General features: G+C 44.2%; 13 protein-coding genes and 2 other annotated features. Of the genes, 12 read left to right on the top strand and 1 reads right to left on the bottom strand.

Annotation, left to right across the window (positions count from 1 at the left end; all coding sequences use genetic code 11):
• Window positions 1-25: 25 nt before the first annotated feature.
• The 12 genes from FBF73_RS06800 (at window position 26) to trpA (ending at window position 14,126) form a co-directional block, all read left to right on the top strand.
• A complete protein-coding gene (locus tag FBF73_RS06800) occupies window positions 26-1,771 on the top strand; it encodes an ABC transporter ATP-binding protein (protein WP_136937329.1) in 1,746 nt (581 codons plus the stop codon).
• A complete protein-coding gene (locus FBF73_RS06795; RefSeq protein WP_001180041.1) occupies window positions 1,761-3,503 on the top strand; it encodes an ABC transporter ATP-binding protein in 1,743 nt (580 codons plus the stop codon). The genes FBF73_RS06800 and FBF73_RS06795 overlap by 11 nt, the downstream gene beginning before the upstream one ends.
• 218 nt (window positions 3,504-3,721) lie before the next feature.
• Window positions 3,722-4,414, top strand: coding sequence for a sugar transferase (locus FBF73_RS06790; RefSeq protein WP_000922210.1), 693 nt, complete (start codon window positions 3,722-3,724; stop codon window positions 4,412-4,414).
• Window positions 4,415-4,456: 42 nt separating this feature from the next.
• Window positions 4,457-5,686, top strand: a complete 1,230-nt coding sequence (locus FBF73_RS06785) for a DegT/DnrJ/EryC1/StrS family aminotransferase (RefSeq protein WP_020903539.1) — start codon at window positions 4,457-4,459, stop codon at window positions 5,684-5,686.
• Window positions 5,687-5,720: 34 nt separating this feature from the next.
• Window positions 5,721-5,950, top strand: a binding site (T-box leader).
• 162 nt (window positions 5,951-6,112) lie between these two features.
• A complete protein-coding gene (trpB, locus tag FBF73_RS06780; protein WP_136937328.1) occupies window positions 6,113-7,291 on the top strand; it encodes a tryptophan synthase subunit beta in 1,179 nt (392 codons plus the stop codon).
• Window positions 7,282-7,513 (top strand) — a binding site (T-box leader). It overlaps the preceding gene by 10 nt.
• 353 nt (window positions 7,514-7,866) lie before the next feature.
• Window positions 7,867-9,228 carry an anthranilate synthase component I gene (trpE, locus tag FBF73_RS06775; RefSeq protein WP_049551471.1) on the top strand — a complete coding sequence of 454 codons (1,362 nt, stop codon included), beginning with the start codon at window positions 7,867-7,869 and terminating at the stop codon, window positions 9,226-9,228.
• Window positions 9,225-9,791: an aminodeoxychorismate/anthranilate synthase component II gene (locus FBF73_RS06770; protein ID WP_125386827.1), complete on the top strand. Its 567-nt coding sequence runs from the start codon at window positions 9,225-9,227 to the stop codon at window positions 9,789-9,791. The genes trpE and FBF73_RS06770 overlap by 4 nt, the downstream gene beginning before the upstream one ends.
• Before the next feature lie 10 nt (window positions 9,792-9,801).
• Complete coding sequence (gene trpD, locus FBF73_RS06765; RefSeq protein WP_136937327.1) at window positions 9,802-10,806, top strand: anthranilate phosphoribosyltransferase; 1,005 nt, start codon at window positions 9,802-9,804, stop codon at window positions 10,804-10,806.
• Window positions 10,803-11,570 (top strand): indole-3-glycerol phosphate synthase TrpC, encoded by a 768-nt coding sequence (trpC, locus tag FBF73_RS06760; RefSeq protein ID WP_136937326.1) that lies wholly within the window; start codon window positions 10,803-10,805, stop codon window positions 11,568-11,570. Before trpD ends, trpC begins: the two co-directional genes overlap by 4 nt.
• On the top strand, window positions 11,557-12,156 hold the full coding sequence (locus FBF73_RS06755) for a phosphoribosylanthranilate isomerase (RefSeq protein ID WP_136937325.1): 600 nt from the start codon (window positions 11,557-11,559) through the stop codon (window positions 12,154-12,156). Before trpC ends, FBF73_RS06755 begins: the two co-directional genes overlap by 14 nt.
• A complete protein-coding gene (trpB, locus tag FBF73_RS06750) occupies window positions 12,134-13,357 on the top strand; it encodes a tryptophan synthase subunit beta (RefSeq protein ID WP_000331265.1) in 1,224 nt (407 codons plus the stop codon). Before FBF73_RS06755 ends, trpB (FBF73_RS06750) begins: the two co-directional genes overlap by 23 nt.
• The gene (trpA, locus tag FBF73_RS06745) at window positions 13,350-14,126 is read left to right on the top strand and encodes a tryptophan synthase subunit alpha (RefSeq protein WP_136937324.1); all 777 of its coding nucleotides are present in this window, start codon (window positions 13,350-13,352) and stop codon (window positions 14,124-14,126) included. Before trpB (FBF73_RS06750) ends, trpA begins: the two co-directional genes overlap by 8 nt.
• On the opposite strand, the gene FBF73_RS06740 is transcribed toward trpA, so the two are convergent.
• Window positions 14,098-14,757 carry a prepilin peptidase gene (locus FBF73_RS06740; protein ID WP_136937323.1) on the bottom strand — a complete coding sequence of 220 codons (660 nt, stop codon included), beginning with the start codon at window positions 14,755-14,757 and terminating at the stop codon, window positions 14,098-14,100. The two genes, trpA and FBF73_RS06740, sit on opposite strands and share 29 nt — an antisense overlap.
• Between the last annotated feature and the right edge of the window lie 31 nt (window positions 14,758-14,788).

Here is a 14,788-nt window from a genome sequence, read left to right as displayed (position 1 = left end):
CTATTTGCAATCAGAAAGGGATGTTATGTCCATTATTCAAAAACTTTGGTGGTTTTTCAAGTTAGAAAAACGCCGTTATTTAGTCGGGATTGTGGCTCTGGTCTTGGTTTCCGTCCTCAACCTCATTCCCCCAATGGTTATGGGGAGGGTCATTGATGCCATCACATCGGGGCAATTAACCCAGCAGGACCTCCTTCTTGCCCTATTTTACTTGCTTCTTGCAGCCTTTGGGATGTACTATCTGCGCTATGTTTGGCGTATGTATATCCTTGGGACTTCCTACCGTTTGGGACAGATTATGCGATCTCGCTTATTTGAACATTTCACAAAAATGTCTCCAGCTTTTTATCAAACCTATCGGACGGGGGACCTGATGGCACATGCAACCAACGATATCAATGCCTTGACTCGTTTAGCAGGTGGAGGAGTCATGTCTGCGGTGGATGCCTCTATCACAGCGCTGGTGACCTTGCTGACCATGCTCTTTAGCATTTCGTGGCAAATGACTCTAGTTGCCATTTTACCCTTACCTTTCATGGCTTATGCGACCAGTCGTCTAGGGAGAAAGACCCACAAGGCTTTTGGCGAATCACAGGCTGCCTTTTCTGAACTCAATAACAAGGTGCAGGAGTCTGTATCAGGTATTAAAGTGACCAAGTCTTTCGGGTATCAGGCGGACGAGTTGAAGTCCTTTCAGGCAGTCAATGAATTGACCTTCCAAAAGAACCTCCAAACCATGAAATACGATAGTCTCTTTGACCCTATGGTTCTCTTATTTGTTGGTTCCTCCTATGTTTTAACGCTCTTGGTCGGCTCCTTGATGGTTCAGAAAGAGCAAATCACGGTTGGGAATCTGGTCACCTTTATAAGCTACTTGGATATGCTGGTCTGGCCTCTCATGGCCATTGGCTTCCTCTTTAATATTACCCAGCGAGGGAAGGTTTCCTATCAGCGGATTGAGGAACTTTTGTCTCAGGAATCACCTGTACAAGACCCTGAGTTTCCTTTAGATGGCATTGAAAACGGGCGCTTGCAGTATGCCATTGATAGCTTTGCCTTTGAAAATGAGGAAACACTGACAAATGTTCACTTTAGTTTGGAAAAAGGGCAAACTCTGGGCTTGGTTGGTCAGACAGGCTCTGGAAAAACGTCCTTAATCAAGCTCCTCTTGCGTGAATACGATGTGGATAAGGGTGCTATTTACCTAAACGGTCATAATATTCGTGACTATCGTCTGACAGATCTTCGTAGTCTCATGGGCTACGTCCCTCAGGACCAGTTCCTCTTTGCGACCTCTATCTTAGACAATATTCGCTTTGGAAATCCGAACTTGCCACTTTCAGCGGTCGAGGAAGCGACCAAGCTAGCCCAAGTTTATCAAGACATTCAAGCTATGCCTCAGGGATTTGATACAGTTATCGGTGAAAAGGGTGTCAGTCTATCTGGCGGACAAAAGCAACGTCTGGCCATGAGTCGGGCTATGATTTTAGATCCAGATATCTTGATTTTAGATGATTCCTTGTCGGCCGTTGATGCCAAGACAGAGTATGCGATTATTGACAATCTCAAGGAAACGCGTCAGGACAAGACAACCATCATCACGGCCCATCGCCTCAGTGCAGTTGTCCATGCAGATCTAATCTTGGTTCTGCAAAATGGTCAAATTATTGAACAGGGCACACACGAAGACTTGCTAGCTTTGGATGGCTGGTATGCCCAAACCTACCAGTCTCAGCAGATGGAAATGAAAGGAGAAGAAGATGCAGAATAAGAAAGAACAATGGACTGTATTGAAGCGCTTGATGTCCTATCTCAAGCCTTACGGCCTCCTGACCTTTTTGGCACTCAGTTTTCTCCTAGCGACGACGGTCATCAAAAGTGTCATTCCCCTTGTGGCTTCCCACTTTATCGACCAGTATCTGAGTAATCTTAACCAACTAGCCATTACCGTTTTGCTGGCCTACTATGGCCTTTATATCCTACAAACTGTAGTTCAGTATGTCGGTAATCTTCTCTTTGCACGGGTGTCATACAGTATTGTTAGGGATATTCGTCGGGATGCCTTTGCCAATATGGAGAAATTGGGCATGTCCTATTTTGACAAGACACCAGCAGGCTCTATCGTCTCTCGTTTGACAAATGACACCGAGACCATCAGCGATATGTTTTCGGGGATTTTATCTAGCTTTATCTCAGCAGTTTTCATCTTTCTGACAACTCTTTATACCATGTTGGTATTGGATTTTCGTTTGACAGCATTAGTCTTGCTCTTTCTCCCCTTGATCTTCCTTTTGGTCAATCTCTATCGGAAAAAATCAGTGAAAATCATTGAGAAAACCAGAAGTCTCTTGTCAGATATCAATAGTAAGCTGGCAGAGAATATCGAGGGCATCAGGATTATTCAGGCCTTTAATCAAGAGAAGCGCCTGCAGGCGGAATTCGATGAAATCAACCAAGAACACTTGGTCTATGCCAACCGTTCTGTAGCCTTGGATGCTCTCTTTTTGCGTCCTGCCATGAGTTTACTGAAACTTCTAGGATACGCTGTTTTGATGGCCTATTTTGGCTATCGTGGTCTTTATCTGGGAATAACGGCAGGAACCATGTATGCCTTTATCCAGTATATCAATCGTCTCTTTGATCCCTTGATTGAAGTGACGCAAAACTTCTCAACCCTGCAAACGTCTATGGTTTCTGCAGGTCGTGTCTTTTCCCTGATAGACGAGAGGACCTATGAACCTCTTCAAGAAAATGGCCAGGCTAAAGTCAAAGAAGGCAATATCCGTTTTGAACATGTGTGTTTCTCATATGACGGGAAACATCAGATTCTGGATGATATTTCCTTTTCGGTTAACAAGGGTGAAACCATTGCATTTGTAGGCCATACAGGTTCAGGGAAATCTTCGATTATTAATGTCCTCATGCGCTTTTATGAATTTCAATCAGGGCGAGTTCTCTTGGACGATGTGGATATTAGGGACTACAGTCAGGAAGAGCTGAGAAAAAACATCGGTCTGGTCTTGCAGGAACCCTTCCTCTATCATGGAACCATTAAGTCCAATATCGCCATGTACCAAGACATTAGTGATGAGCAGGTCCAGGCTGCTGCAGCCTTCGTGGATGCAGATTCCTTTATTCAAGACCTTCCTCAGGGTTACGACTCACCTGTGTCCGAGCGTGGTTCGAGCTTTTCAACTGGACAGCGCCAGCTTCTTGCCTTTGCTAGAACAGTTGCCAGTCAGCCCAAAATCTTGATTTTGGATGAAGCGACAGCAAATATTGACTCTGAAACAGAAAGTCTGGTTCAAGCTTCACTGGCTAAGATGAGACAGGGACGAACAACCATTGCCATTGCTCACCGCCTTTCTACCATCCAAGACGCCAACTGTATCTATGTTTTGGACAAGGGGCGCATTATCGAGAGTGGAAGCCATGAGGAACTTTTGGCCTTGGGAGGAACCTATCACAAGATGTATAGTTTGCAGGTAGGGGCCATGGCCTAATACTCTTTGAAAATCTATTCAAGCCATGTCAGTTTTATCTGCAACCTCAAAGCTATATTTTGAGCAGCCTGCGTCTAGCTTTCTAGTTTACTCTTTGATTTTCATTGAGTGTAAGAAGGAAATCCTTCAAATTACAGATTTCTTTCACCGCCTTTTCCATTTTGTGGTATAATGAAAAATGTTGACAAATAGTATAATAAAAACAAAGGAGAAACAGCATGCTGAAATGGGAAGACTTGCCCGTGGAAATGAAATCAAGCGAGGTTGAGTCTTACTACCAGCTTGTCTCTAAAAGGAAGGGTTCGCTGATTTTCAAGCGTTGTTTGGACTGGGTTTTGGCCTTGGTTGTACTGGTTCTGACCTCTCCCATCTTTCTCATTTTGAGCATTTGGATCAAGTTGGATAGCAAGGGGCCAGTGATTTACAAGCAAGAGCGCGTGACCCAGTACAATCGACCTTTCAAGATTTGGAAGTTCCGTACCATGGTGACGGATGCGGATAAAAAAGGAAGTCTGGTGACTTCTGCTAACGATAGCCGCATCACTAAGGTTGGCAATTTCATCCGCCGTGTCCGTTTGGACGAACTGCCTCAGTTGGTCAATGTCCTTAAAGGTGAGATGTCCTTTGTCGGTACACGACCTGAAGTGCCACGCTACACAGAGCAGTATAGCCCTGAAATGATGGCGACTTTGCTTTTACCAGCAGGGATTACCTCTCCAGCCAGCATCAACTACAAGGATGAGGACACCATCATCAGTCAAATGACGGAGAAAGGTTTGTCAGTTGACCAGGCCTATGTCGAACACGTCCTTCCTGAAAAGATGCGCTATAACCTCGCCTATCTCCGAGAGTTTAGTTTCCTTGGAGACATCAAAATCATGTTTCAAACCGTGTTTGAAGTGCTAAAATAAAGTAGTCATAAGAAAATGAGTACAGATAAAAGGAGCAAATCAATGCCAAATTACAATATTCCATTTTCACCACCCGATATTACGGAAGCAGAAATTGCTGAAGTAGCGGATACCCTGCGTTCTGGTTGGATCACAACAGGTCCTAAGACAAAAGAACTAGAGCGTCGCTTGTCTCAATATACACAGACACCTAAGACCGTCTGCCTCAACTCTGCGACTGCCGCTCTTGAGTTGATTTTGCGCGTCTTGGAAGTGGGACCTGGTGATGAAGTCATCGTTCCAGCCATGACCTATACAGCTTCATGTAGTGTCATCACTCACGTGGGAGCAACTCCTGTCATGGTGGATATCCAAGCAGATACGTTTGAGATGGACTATGACCTGCTTGAGCAAGCTATCACTGAAAAGACCAAGGTGATCATCCCAGTAGAGCTTGCAGGGATTGTTTGCGACTACGACCGTTTGTTCCAAGTTGTGGAGAAGAAACGTGATCTCTTTACCGCTTCAAGCAAGTGGCAAAAAGCCTTTAACCGTATCGTGATTGTTTCTGATAGTGCCCATGCTTTGGGATCTACTTATAAAGGGCAACCAGCTGGTTCTATCGCTGACTTTACTTCCTTCTCATTCCACGCCGTTAAGAACTTTACAACTGCAGAAGGTGGAAGTGCCACTTGGAAAGCCAATCCAGCGATTGACGACGAAGAAATGTACAAGGAGTTCCAAATTCTTTCCCTTCACGGACAAACTAAGGATGCTCTTGCTAAGATGCAACTGGGTTCATGGGAATACGATATCGTCACACCAGCCTACAAGTGTAATATGACCGATATTATGGCTTCCCTTGGTTTGGTACAATTGGACCGCTACCCAAGTTTGCTAGAACGTCGTAAGGAGATCGTGAACCGCTATGATCGTGGTTTTGCAGGTTCTCGTATCCATCCATTGGCACACAAGACTGAAACTGTCGAATCTTCACGCCACCTCTACATCACCCATGTAGAAGGAGCGAGTTTAGAAGAACGCAATCTTATTATCCAAGAATTAGCTAAAGCAGGAATTGCAAGCAATGTCCACTACAAACCGCTTCCGCTTTTGACAGCCTATAAGAATCTTGGTTTTGATATGGCGAACTATCCTAAGGCTTATGCCTTCTTTGAAAATGAAATTACGCTTCCTCTTCACACTAAACTAAGCGATGAAGAAGTGGATTATATCATTGAGACTTTCAAAACAGTTTCTGAAAAAGTACTAGCTTCATCAAAAAAATTGTAAAAAAGTCTTGACAAAGAAAAAACAAAGTATTAAAATAAATTCAACAAATCAGAAAAGTAACTATTTTTGATCTTCAGGGAGCCTGTGGTGATTGTGAACAGGTGGTTGGAAGTAGTGAAAGTGGGCTGATTTTAAAAGTGAATTTGAAACAATGAAAATTCGGTGCGCACACCTTACAGTGCAACTTGTTGTTAGACAAGGCAGAGATGTAAAGGGATAGTCCCTTTATAATTGAGGTGGCACCGCGTTACCAACGCCCTCACACGGAATTTAATTCTGTGTGTGGGCTTTTTTGTATCCGTCGTTTTGTTTATCTTTTATTAGGGCGTTAAGTCGCTTTGATGAACTTGAGTTCTATCTGCAGCTCCTTGCCTACTACTAAAAGCAAACAAAAAGGACGGATTAATATGGAAAGAGGAAATTTTTATGACAACTAAAGGTTATTTTGGACAATTTGGTGGTAGTTTTGTACCGGAGCCGATTCAGGCTTTGTTGGATGAGTTGGAAGTGACATTTGAAAAGTACAAAGATGATCCAGAGTTTTTGGCAGAATTTCGTCATTATTTGAAGGACTATTCAGGTCGCGAAACACCGCTCTATTTTGCAGAAAGTTTGACAGACCACTTAGGTGGTGCTAAGATTTATCTCAAGCGCGAAGACCTTAACCACCTTGGTTCTCACAAGCTCAACAACGTTTTAGGACAAATTCTTTTGGCTAAACGCATGGGCAAAAAACGGGTTATCGCGGAAACAGGGGCAGGTCAGCACGGTGTTGCGACAGCAGCGGCTGCAGCCAAGTTTGGTATGGCCTGTGATGTCTACATGGGGGCAGAGGATGTGGAGCGTCAACGTCTCAATGTTTTCCGTATGGAGATGATGGGAGCAACTGTTCACGCAGTTGAAACAGGGACTCGTACCCTCAAAGATGCTGTTGATGCAGCCTTTGGAGCATGGATGAATGACCTTGAAGCCTTTTATGTTCTGGGATCTGCTGTGGGACCTCACCCATATCCAACCATTGTTCATGAGTTCCAAAAGGTCATCAGTGAAGAATCTCGCCGTCAAATCTTAGAAAAAGAAGGTCGTTTACCAGACTACGTTATTGCCTGTGTAGGTGGTGGCTCTAATGCCATCGGTGCTTTTTCTCAGTATGTGGCTGATGAAGAAGTTAAATTGGTTGGGGTCGAAGCTGCTGGTCATGGACTTGACACAGACAAGCACGCAGCTACTATGACAAAAGGTAGTATCGGAATTGTCGATGGCATGAAGACTTATGCAGTCTTTAAGGAAGATGGAGAGCTAGCTCCAGTTTACTCTATCTCAGCTGGATTGGACTATCCAGGGGTTGGCCCAGAACATGCCTACTTTAAAGATTCAGGTCGCGTGGAATATGTTGCAGCGACGGATGAAGAAGCTGTTCAGGCTCTCCTCCTTCTCAGCAAGACTGAAGGAATTATCCCAGCGATTGAAAGTTCGCACGCTATCGCAGAAGCAGTTAAACGTGCACCGAAACTAAGTAAAGACGACATTATCATCATCAATGTCTCTGGTCGTGGAGACAAGGACGTAGCTGCAATTGCAGACTATCTAGAAGCTAAAAAATAAAAGATGGAAAAATTACAGTCTTTTCTCTCACAGAGAGCTTGTGGTTGCTGAAAACAAGCAGAGAAAGCTGTAAGGTTGGGTCCATCTGAAACGAGAGAAGAAAACATAATTCTCAAGGGAGTGCCCTTTATCGCACAGCCTGTTACAGAATCTTTCTAAGACAGGAATGAGAGATAGGAGAAATCCTATAATTGAGGTGGCACCGCGAATTTCGTCCTCACGCAAGTTATTTTGCGTGGGGATTTTTATATATTTATCGTAGATATGGCTATCAGTTTTAAATTATGCTTTATCACTAGATAAATTTCTATAAAATATTTGCGAACGAAGTGAGCATTAAACCGCTATTTCCCGCCATAGTGGTATTCTAGAGAAGCAAAGATGCTTCTCTAGAACGGAATTTTTGAGAGTAAAAAAGTTCGGGGAACTATTTTAGCCTGAGCCTAGAAATGAATGAGCGAGGGGCTCAAAAATTAGGGATGAAATTTCGGAGAAAGTTGCTCCCGTCCGCACTATTTAAGGGAAATAGAAAAAAGACAAAAAATTAAAAATAAGAAACTGAAAGGGAAAATACAATGGAACGAATCATTCATGGAGATGTCTTATCACCAATCTTGGCTTATATGCGCCTAAAGGGGCAACACAAGGTTATCTTAGAGAGTATTCCGAGAGACAAGGAAACAGCTCGTTTTTCTATCCTAGCCTATAATCCAGTTTTTGAGATTAAGTTTGAAAATGGGATCCTTTATCAAAATGGTCAAGTGATTGATCGGGATCCTTTGGATTTCCTTTATGAAGTGACTCATAAGAGCCAGCACCATTCAGATCTACCTTTTGGTGGGGGAGCTATTGGCTTTGTCGGTTACGATATGATTTCGCTCTATGAAGAAATTGGTCAAATTCCTGAGGATACCATTGGGACGCCAGACATGCATTTCTTTGTTTATGAGAGCTACATGGTATTTGACCACAAGAAGGAAAAAATTCATGTCATCGAGGATGCTCTTTACAGTGAGCGTAGTCAAGAAGACTTGGAAAAAGCCTTGAATCAAGTGCTGGAGGAATTACGCATCCCCGCTTCAAATGAATTTGAAGACTTGGATTTATCGCCGCTGGACTTCAAACCGCATATTGTTCCTCAGAAGTTTGAGGAAATGGTGGAAACAGCTCGCGACTTGATTCGTAATGGCGATATGTTCCAATGTGTACTCAGCCAGCGTTTTTCAGCAGAGGTTACTGGAAATCCATTTGACTTCTACAGAAATCTCCGCGTGACCAACCCATCCAATTACCTTTATTTCTATGATTTTGGGGATTATCAAATCATCGGTGCCAGTCCTGAAAGTTTGGTTTCTGTTAAAAATGGCGTTGTAACAACCAATCCGATTGCGGGTACACGACCAAGAGGAACAACGGATGAAGAAGACAAGGCCTTGGCAACTGACCTGCTTTCTGATGAGAAGGAAACAGCAGAACATCGGATGTTGGTAGACTTGGGGCGTAACGATATTGGTCGCATCTCCGAAACAGCCAGTGTCCAAGTCACCAAGTATATGGAAGTGGAGCTCTTCCGCTATGTTATGCATTTGACCAGCGTGGTGAAAGGGCGTTTGCTTCCAGAACTCACTGCCATGGATGCCTTGAAATCTACACTTCCAGCTGGAACAGTTTCAGGAGCACCAAAGATTCGGGCCATGAGACGCATCTATGAACTAGAAACGGAAAAACGAGGCGTATACGCAGGAGCAATCGGCTACTTGTCTGCGACGGGTGATATGGATTTCGCCATTGCCATCCGAACTATGATTCTCAAAAATCAAACAGCCTATGTGCAGGCTGGGGCAGGGATTGTCTATGACTCCATTGCCCAAAACGAATACCAAGAAACCATTAACAAGGCTAAATCTATGACTAGAATTGGAGAACTAAGACCATGATTTTATTGATTGATAACTATGATTCTTTTACCTATAACTTGGCGCAGTACATTGGAAATTTTGCAGAAGTGCAGGTCTTGAGAAATGATGATCCCAAGCTGTATGAAGAAGCTGAAAAAGCAGATGGTCTGGTCTTTTCTCCTGGTCCTGGTTGGCCAGTTGATGCTGGAAAGATGGAAGACATGATTCGTGATTTTGCTGGCAAGAAGCCGATTCTTGGGATTTGTTTGGGTCACCAAGCCATTGCAGAAGTCTTTGGTGGTAAGTTAGGTTTGGCTCCAAAAGTCATGCATGGGAAACAGAGCAATATCAGCTTTGAAGCGCCATCTGTTTTGTATCAAGGCATTGAGGATGGCCGTGCGGTCATGCGTTACCACAGTATTTTAATTGAAGAAATGCCAGAAAACTTTGAAGTGACAGCTCGTTCGACTGATGACCAAGCCATCATGGGGATTCAACACAAAACACTTCCAATTTATGGCTTCCAGTACCATCCAGAGAGCATTGGAACGCCAGATGGCTTGTCTTCTATTCGGAATTTTATTGAGAAGGTTGTAAAGTGAGGAAACTAGGATGAAAGAGATTATTGAAAAACTAGCAAAATTTGAAAATTTATCAGGTGTTGAAATGACGGACGTCATTGAGCGTATCGTGACTGGACGTGTAACCGAAGCACAGATTGCTTCTCTCCTCTTGGCTCTTAAGATGAAGGGAGAAACACCTGAAGAGCGCACAGCCATTGCCCAAGTCATGAGAGGACATGCCCAACATATTCCAACTGAGATACATGATGCTATGGACAACTGTGGTACAGGAGGCGACAAGTCTTTCAGCTTTAATATTTCCACAACTGCAGCCTTTGTCTTGGCTGGTGGTGGCGTTCACATGGCCAAACACGGTAACCGCTCGATTTCTTCTAAATCTGGTTCTGCAGATGTCCTAGAAGCCTTGGGTATCAATCTAGACCTCAAACCAGCTGAACTAGGTAAGGTCTTTAATAAAACTGGCATCGTCTTTCTCTTTGCTAAAAATATGCATCCAGCTATGAAATACATCATGCCAGCTCGTTTGGAACTAGGAATTCCAACAATCATGAACTTGACTGGTCCACTGATTCACCCAATGGCTTTGGAAACACAGCTTCTTGGAATTAGCCGTCCAGAACTTCTAGAAAGTACAGCTCAGGTTTTGAAAAATATGGGTCGTAAACGTGCCATCGTGGTTGCTGGACCAGAAGGTTTGGATGAAGCTGGTTTGAACGGGACAACCAAGATTGCACTTCTTGAGAATGGCGAAATCACCTTGTCAAGCTTTACTCCAGAGGATTTGGGAATGGAACGTTACGCTATCGAAGATATTCGTGGAGGCAATGCTCAGGAAAATGCAGAAATTTTGCTCAGCGTTCTTAAAAATGAACCAAGTCCATTCTTGGAAACTACAGTTTTAAATGCTGGTCTTGGTTTCTATGCTAATGGTAAGGTAGATAATATCAAGGATGGGGTTGCCTTGGCTCGTCAAGTGATTGCTAGTGGCAAGGCCCTTGAAAAACTCAGACTGTTACAGGAGTACCAAAAATGAGTCAGGAATTTTTAGCACGAATCTTGGAGCAGAAGGCGCGTGAGGTCGATCAGATGGAACTGGAGGAAATTCAACCCCTGCGCCAGACCTATCGCTTGGCTGAATTTTTAAAGAATCACCAAGACCGTTTACAAGTAATTGCTGAGGTCAAGAAGGCTAGCCCTAGTCTGGGAGATATCAATCTAGATGTGGATATTGTGCAACAGGCCCAGACTTATGAAGCGAATGGCGCAGTGATGATTTCTGTTCTGACAGATGAAGTTTTCTTTAAAGGACATTTAGATTATCTGCGGGAGATTTCCAGTCAGGTAAACATTCCAACGCTCAACAAGGACTTTATTATCGATGAAAAGCAAATCATTCGAGCTCGCAATGCAGGTGCAACAGTTATCTTGCTCATCGTGGCAGCCTTGTCCGAAGAACGCCTCAAGGAACTTTTTGACTATGCGACAGAGCTTGGTCTGGAAGTTTTAGTGGAAACTCACAATTTAGCTGAACTAGAGGTAGCTCACCGCCTTGGTGCTCAAATTATCGGGGTCAATAACCGCAACTTGACCACCTTTGAAGTCGACTTGCAGACCAGTGTAGACTTGGCTCAGCACTTTGAAGAAGGGCGCTATTACATTTCTGAATCTGCTATTTTCACAGGGCAGGATGCGGAACGAGTAGCACCATACTTTAACGGAATTTTAGTTGGGACAGCTCTGATGCAGGCAGAAGATGTAGCCCAGAGAATCAAGGAGTTGCAGATTGACAAAGGTTAAAATTTGCGGATTATCCACCAAAGAAGCGGTAGAGACAGCCGTTTTAGCAGGAGCAGACTACATCGGTTTTGTCTTCGCACCTAGTAAAAGACAGGTGACCTTGGATCAAGCTGCTGAGCTGGCAAAGCTTATTCCTGCAGATGTCAAAAAGGTTGGTGTATTTGTTTCACCAAGTCGGGCTCAACTGCTAGAAGCGATTGACAAAGTTGGCTTGGACTTGGTTCAAGTTCACGGTCAGGTGGCGGATAATTTATTTGAGAATTTGCCTTGTGCCAGTATTCAGGCGGTGCAGGTGGATGGAAATGGTCATGTGCCTAATTCTCAGGCAGATTATCTACTCTTTGATGCCCCTGTGGCTGGGAGTGGCCAGACCTTTGACTGGGGCCAACTGGATACGGCAGAACTAGCTCAGCCCTTCTTTATCGCAGGTGGGCTTAATGAAGACAATGTAGCAAAAGCAATTCAACACTTTACTCCCTATGCAGTAGATGTATCAAGCGGAGTGGAGACAGATGGACAAAAAGATCAGGAAAAGATTAGAAGATTTATAGAGAGGGCAAAGAATGGCATATCAAGAACCAAATAAAGATGGATTTTACGGAAAATTCGGCGGACGTTTCGTCCCAGAAACATTGATGACAGCAGTTTTGGAGTTGGAAAAGGCTTATCGTGAAAGTCAAGCAGACCCAAGTTTCCAAGAGGAATTAAACCAGCTCTTACGCCAGTATGTAGGACGTGAAACGCCTCTTTACTACGCAAAAAACTTGACCCAGCATATTGGCGGAGCCAAGATTTACCTCAAGCGTGAAGACCTCAACCATACAGGGGCCCACAAGATTAACAATGCCTTGGGACAAGTCTTACTTGCTAAACGCATGGGCAAAAAGAAAATTATCGCTGAAACGGGTGCTGGTCAGCACGGTGTGGCAACTGCAACAGCTGCGGCCCTCTTTAACATGGAATGTACCATCTACATGGGTGAGGAAGATGTCAAACGCCAAGCCCTCAATGTTTTCCGTATGGAGCTTTTGGGAGCCAAGGTCGAGGCCGTAACAGATGGTTCGCGCGTGCTCAAGGATGCGGTCAATGCGGCCCTTCGTTCATGGGTAGCTAATATCGATGATACCCACTATATCCTTGGTTCTGCCTTGGGGCCTCATCCATTCCCAGAAATCGTTCGTGACTTCCAAAGTGTTATTGGTCGAGAAGCTAAACAACAGTACCGTGACTTGACAGGTCAAGATCTGCCAGATGCCCTAGTGGCCTGTGTTGGTGGTGGTTCTAATGCTATCGGGCTCTTCCATCCCTTTGTAGAAGATGAGTCAGTAGCCATGTATGGGGCTGAAGCAGCAGGACTTGGTGTGGATACAGAGCATCACGCAGCGACTTTGACTAAGGGTCGTCCGGGTGTCCTTCACGGTTCCCTCATGGATGTGCTCCAAGATGCTCATGGTCAAATTCTTGAAGCTTTCTCTATCTCAGCAGGTTTGGACTATCCTGGTATCGGTCCAGAACATTCTCACTATCACGATATTAAACGTGCCAGCTATGTTCCTGTGACAGACGAAGAAGCCTTGGAAGGATTCCAGCTCTTGTCTCGTGTGGAAGGGATTATCCCAGCCTTAGAATCTAGCCATGCTATCGCCTTTGCGGTGAAATTGGCCAAAGAACTCGGTCCAGACAAATCCATGATAGTCTGTCTATCAGGTCGTGGTGACAAGGATGTGGTTCAAGTCAAAGACCGCTTGGAAGCAGATGCAGCAAAGAAGGGAGAAGCTCATGCCTAAGACACTAACAGAAAAATTAAATGCTATTAAAGCAGCTGGAAAAGGAATTTTCGTTCCTTATATCATGGCTGGAGACCATGAGAAAGGTTTGGCTGGACTCGCTGAAACAATCAACTTTTTAGAAGATTTGGGTGTTTCGGCTATTGAAGTCGGTATTCCCTTTTCAGATCCTGTCGCAGATGGACCTGTTATAGAAGAAGCTGGCTTGCGCAGTCTAGCCCACGGAACTTCTACTCAGGCTTTGGTTGAAACCTTGAAAACCATTCAAACAGAGATTCCACTGGTCATCATGACCTACTTCAACCCCCTCTTTCAGTACGGTGTGGAGAACTTTGTCAAAGATTTGGCAGATACAGCGGTTAAGGGCTTGATTATTCCAGACCTTCCTCATGAGCATGCCAATTTTGTAGAGCCATTTTTGGCAGATACAGACATTGCTTTGATTCCTTTAGTAAGCTTGACCACAGGGATTGAGCGCCAGAAAGAGTTGATTGAAGAGGCGGAGGGATTCGTCTATGCTGTTGCCATCAATGGGGTGACAGGGAAATCTGGCAATTACCGTGCAGATTTGGACAAGCACTTGGCACAATTGCATCAAGTAGCCGACATTCCAGTCTTGACAGGTTTTGGTGTATCTAGTCAAGCCGATGTAGAACGCTTTAATGCGGTATCAGATGGCGTTATCGTTGGTTCGAAAATTGTAAAAGCTCTCCATGAAGGAGAGCCAATTCAGGACTTTATCAAACAAGCAGTAGCTTACCAAAAATAATCACACAAGCAGCAAGTAAGAGGAAAGGCACGAAAGGAAGTCTTTCCTTTTTCTTTTGCAGGAGAAAGGCTAGGATGCCCGTCGCCGAAGCAAACTGAATCAAGATGAGTAATTCGGTTACGCTAAAGATAAGAGAACAAGAAGCTAAAAAGAGAAAATCCCCTGCTCCCATGCGGATATCGATAAAATGAGCCACAATTCCAAGGACAAGGAAGAAGACCATGACTAGATTCCAGCCAGAGCAGGCCATTAGGCTTAGGTGGAAAGTCATCCAGACCAGTAAGGGATATTCCTGATAGCGAAAGTCGTAGATGCCCAAGGTCAAACCAGCAGTGATTAGGATGACTTGTCCCAAGGAAAGGAAGTTCCAAGAGTAAGATAGAAATAGGAGACCTAATCCTAGTTCAAAAAGGGCATACCAGACTGGATAAGTAGCCTTGCAGTAGCGACAGCAAAAGCGATTAAAAACCTGCGAGAGAATCGGAATCAAATCTGAGGGACGCAAGCGAGTCTGACAGGAATCGCAGTGACTAGCTGGACTGATAATGGATTGCTCAGGAAAACGGTCAATGACCAAACCAAGAAAGGAAGCGAGAATGCTTCCGACAAGAAAAAAATAAAAATCAATCATACTTATCTATTCGTAAAAAATGGGAGAAGTA

Source organism: Streptococcus mitis (genome assembly GCF_005144795.1).
Lineage (GTDB): Bacteria > Bacillota > Bacilli > Lactobacillales > Streptococcaceae > Streptococcus > Streptococcus mitis_BB.
The sequence above is the reverse complement of the archived record's forward strand: the minus strand, read 5'-3'. Positions and strand labels throughout refer to the sequence as shown.